The 4,108-nt window shown below is 67.3% G+C and carries 4 protein-coding genes; 2 read left to right on the top strand and 2 right to left on the bottom strand.

Going from position 1 to position 4,108, the window contains the following annotated elements:
* Positions 1-59: 59 nt before the first annotated feature.
* A complete protein-coding gene (locus ABZD10_RS14125) occupies positions 60-1,064 on the bottom strand; it encodes a GlxA family transcriptional regulator (RefSeq protein WP_372887436.1) in 1,005 nt (334 codons plus the stop codon).
* A gap of 156 nt (positions 1,065-1,220) precedes the next feature.
* Here ABZD10_RS14125 and ABZD10_RS14120 point away from each other — a divergent pair, with 156 nt between their 5' ends.
* Complete coding sequence (locus tag ABZD10_RS14120) at positions 1,221-2,588, top strand: class II 3-deoxy-7-phosphoheptulonate synthase (protein WP_372887434.1); 1,368 nt, start codon at positions 1,221-1,223, stop codon at positions 2,586-2,588.
* Between the two features lie 21 nt (positions 2,589-2,609).
* Here the strand turns inward: ABZD10_RS14120 and ABZD10_RS14115 are convergent, their stop codons facing one another.
* A complete protein-coding gene (locus tag ABZD10_RS14115; RefSeq protein ID WP_372887432.1) occupies positions 2,610-3,356 on the bottom strand; it encodes a PAS domain-containing protein in 747 nt (248 codons plus the stop codon).
* A 222-nt stretch (positions 3,357-3,578) separates the two neighbouring features.
* On the opposite strand from ABZD10_RS14115, the gene ABZD10_RS14110 reads away from it, so the two are divergent.
* Positions 3,579-4,108 (top strand): YicC/YloC family endoribonuclease (locus ABZD10_RS14110; RefSeq protein WP_372887431.1); only part of this gene is annotated, 530 nt, incomplete at its 3' end.

Raw genomic sequence — 4,108 nt, 5'->3', positions numbered from 1 at the left:
GGCGGTGCGCGGGGGCAGGGCGGGGCTGGGGTGGTCCGGCGCGCGCGGAGGGGGTGCGGTCAGATCGACAGGCGATGCGACTGGGCGCCGCGTTCACGATAGGGGGTGGTGTCGTAATGGGCGCGGTAGCATTTTGAGAAATGCGAAGGGCTTGCGAAACCGCAGGCCAGCGCCACGTTGATCACGCTCATGTCGGTCTGCATCAAGAGGTTGCGCGCCTTCTGCAAGCGCAGTTCCATGTAGTAACGCTTGGGAGAGCGGTTGAGATAGCGCCGGAACAGCCGCTCGAGCTGGCGGGTCGACATGCCGACGTCGCTGGCCAGAATCGAGGGGCTGATCGGCTCTTCGATATTGGCCTCCATCATCTGGATCACCTGGCTCAGCTTGGGGTGGCGCACGCCGATGCGGGTCGGCACCGACAGGCGCTGGGTGTCCTGGTCGGTGCGAATCGACGAATAGATCAGCTGGTCGGCCACCCAGTTGGCGAGGTCTTCGCCGTGATCGTCGGCGATGACCTGAAGGAAAAGGTCGATCGACGAGGTGCCGCCGGCGGTGGTCATCCGCGGGCCGTCGATCGAGAACACCGACTTGCTGAGCCTGACCTCGGGAAAATCCTCGGAGAAACTGTCCTGGTTTTCCCAGTGGATGGTCGCCTTCTTGCCGTTGAGCAGCCCGGCCTTGGCCAGCGCATAGGCGGCGGTGCAAAGGCCGGCGACCCGCACCCCCTTGCGCGCCTCGCGGCGCAGCCAGTTGAGAAGCTTCTTGCTGGTCGCGGCCTGGATGTCGATGCCGCCGCACAGCACCACCGTGTCGTCGCGATGCAGCTCGATCAGATCGTCGTCGAGCTTGAAAACCGTGTCGGTGGAACAGACCATCGTATCGCCGCCCTCGCCGATCACCTGCCATTGATAGGCCGGTTTGGGAAACTGGCGGTTGGCGATCCGCAGGCAATCAAGCGCCGAGGCGAAGGAGAGCAGCGAAAACTTGTCAAGCAAAACAAAGACAAAGCGGCGCGGAGTGTCCGGCCGGGGCATTTGCTTGCCAGACTGTTTCAACTGCGACATGAGCGTATTCCTGTAACATGCGATGCGCCGGGCATCATGCGTTTGAACCTTAGCGCCTTTGACCGGCAACAGGTCAAGGCCCGTAATTCAGAACTGGCCCTCGCTCAAGAGCTTTTGTATAGAGAAACCCTGAACTTATTTGACCGGAGAGAGACAATGGCAGAATGGCTGAAATCTGGCTGGCGCAGCAAACCGCGTATCCAGATGCCTGACTATACGGACGAGGACGCGCTGAAGGCCGTGGAGGCCCAGCTGTCGACCTATCCGCCGCTGGTCTTCGCCGGCGAGGCCCGCAGTCTCAAGGAAAAACTCGGGGCCGCCGCGCGCGGCGAGGCCTTCTTGTTGCAGGGGGGCGACTGCGCCGAGAGCTTCGAGCAGTTCTCGGCCGACGCGATCCGCGACACCTTCAAGGTGATGTTGCAGATGGCCATGGTGCTGACCTATGGCGCCAAGGTGCCGGTGGTCAAGGTCGGCCGCATGGCCGGCCAGTTCGCCAAGCCGCGCTCGGCCCCGACCGAGGTCGTCGACGGCGTCGAGCTGCCGAGCTATCGCGGCGACATCATCAACGAGCTGCCCTTCACTGCCGAGGCCCGGGTGCCGGACGCCCGCAAGATGCTGCAGGCCTATACCCAGGCGGCGGCGACGCTGAATCTGCTGCGGGCGTTTTCCACCGGCGGCTATGCCGACGTGCACCAGGTTCACGCCTGGACGCTGGGCTTTACCGAAAGTGAAAAGGCCGCCAAATACCGCGATATGGCCAACCGGATCTCGGACGCGCTGGAATTCATGAATTCCGCCGGCGTCAATTCGGTGACCTCGGCGGCGCTGCGCACGGTCGATTTCTACACCAGCCACGAAAGCCTGCTGCTGGAATACGAAGAGGCGCTGACGCGGCTTGATTCCACCTCGGGCAACTGGCTGGCGGGCTCGGGCCACATGCTGTGGATCGGCGACCGCACGCGCCAGCCCGACGGCGCCCATGTCGAGTATCTGAGCGGGGTGCAGAACCCGATCGGTCTGAAATGCGGCCCCACCACCACCGCCGAAGACCTCAAGCAGCTGCTCGAGAAGCTCAACCCCAAGAACGAAGAGGGCCGGCTGACGCTGATCGCCCGCTTCGGGGCCGGATCGGTCGGCGACCACCTGCCGCGTCTTATCAAGACGGTGCGCGAAGAGGGCGCCAACGTGCTGTGGACCTGTGACCCGATGCATGGCAACACCATCAAGTCGGCGACCGGCTACAAGACCCGGCCCTTCGACTCGGTGCTGCGCGAAGTGCGCGAGTTCTTCGCCATCCACAAATCCGAGGGCACGGTTCCGGGCGGGGTGCATTTCGAGATGACCGGCCAGGATGTCACCGAATGCACCGGCGGCGTGCGCGCGGTCACCGAAGAGGACCTGAGCGATCGCTATCACACCGCCTGCGATCCGCGGCTCAATGCCTCGCAATCGCTGGAGCTGGCCTTCCTCGTCGCCGAGGAGCTGTCGGCGCTGCGCGAAGACCGTCAGGCCCGCGCCGGCTGAGCCGGGGCGGAGTGACCCGGGTCAGAGCGGCCCGTTATCGACCACGAGACGCAGCGGGGCACCCATCGGGCGCCCCGTTTTGCCGTGCGCCCGCACCGGCAGGGCGCGTTTTGGGGTCTCGGCCACCAGCCGCAGAGCGCCCGGCGCCGGGCCCAGGGCCGGCAAGGGGCGCCGCCCCGTGGGCAGGGGATAGCGGCGGCGGCGGGCCGAGGCGCCACCGCTCAGAGAGCGCAGGAAGCTGCTGGTGAGGGTGAAGCCGATGCGCCGCCCCGGCGGCACCGGCCGGTCGGTTTCCAGCCCGCCGAACACGCCGGTGATCTCGCCGCAGGGCGAGACCAGCGGCAAGAGCAGCATCGCGGCGCCAAGTTCGGGCTGCCCGAAGCGGGCCGGGCGATGCAGCCGCAGCCGGGCCCGCGCCGGTTCGCGGAAGACGGCCTCGGCCAGATCGCGCAACGGCGGCTGCGCCGCGCGGTCGAAAACGGCGGTCAACGGCAGCCCGCGCGCGTCCAGCCCGAGAAGATCGTTGATGGCGCTGCCGGCGATGCGGAACCGCGCCACGCCGGGGGCCACCCGGTCGAGCAGGAAGGCGACCTGAAGCGCCTCGGCAAAACCGCCGGGGTCGATCTCGGAGCGCGTCGGCAGCGCCGCCCCGCCGCCGCGCAGCGAGGTCCAGTAACCTTCGATGACCGCCAGCCGGTCGCCGGGCTGCGCCCCCGGGCGCCGTTTGCGACCGTCGCGGTCCCTGATCCTGTCATCCGATGCCGACATCTCTTCAACCTTTCGCTTTCCGCGCCCGTTTTCTGCCCGGTCCGCTGCCCGGTCCTCTGCCCGGTCCGCTGCCCGCCACAACAGGGTTTCACATTTTGCACGAATGCCGTGAAAATTGTCGGCAACTGGTTAACCGGGATCGCCCCGCCGCCCCCTGTGCGCTTGCGCCGATGGCGGGAAAAGCGCTAGGTGTCGGCCAGAGGATCGGGCAAGGAGACGGGCGTGCTGCATTCGATGACGGGATTTGCCGCGCTGAAGGGCGCGGCGCATGGCCATAGCTGGGGCTGGGATCTGCGCAGCGTCAACGCCAAGGGGCTGGATCTGCGGCTGCGGGTGCCGGACTGGATCGACGGGCTGGAACCGGCGCTGCGGGCCGGGCTGGGCAAGGCGCTGGCGCGCGGCTCGGTGACGCTGGCGCTGCGCGTGCAGCGCGACGACGAGGCGCCGCAGCAGGCGCTGAACCCGGTCCAGCTGGCGACGGTGCTCGAGGCGATGGCCGCCGTCGAGGCCGAGGCCATGGAACGCGGCCTGGCGCTGGCGCCGTCGACGGCCGGCGACGTGCTGGCGCTGAAGGGGGTGATGGAGGCCGGCAGCCTGCAGGCCGACACCAAGGCATTGCGCACGGCGCTTCTGGCCGATCTGCCGGCGCTGATCGACAGTTTCAACGAGATGCGGCGCAACGAGGGCGAGGCGCTGGACGGGGTGCTGAAAGAGCAGCTGGCCACCGTGGCGGCGCTGACCGACAGGGCCGC

This window comes from Shimia sp., assembly GCF_041624275.1.
Taxonomy (GTDB): domain Bacteria; phylum Pseudomonadota; class Alphaproteobacteria; order Rhodobacterales; family Rhodobacteraceae; genus Shimia.
This window is presented reverse-complemented; position numbering and strand designations above follow the sequence as displayed.

Bases quoted from the DNA above. Each gene is read 5' to 3' on its own strand.
- ABZD10_RS14125 (WP_372887436.1), bottom strand. From the start codon at position 1,064: ATGTCGCAGTTGAAACAGTCTGGCAAGCAAATGCCCCGGCCGGACACT.
- ABZD10_RS14120 (WP_372887434.1), top strand. From the start codon at position 1,221: ATGGCAGAATGGCTGAAATCTGGCTGGCGCAGCAAACCGCGTATCCAG.
- ABZD10_RS14115 (WP_372887432.1), bottom strand. From the start codon at position 3,356: ATGTCGGCATCGGATGACAGGATCAGGGACCGCGACGGTCGCAAACGG.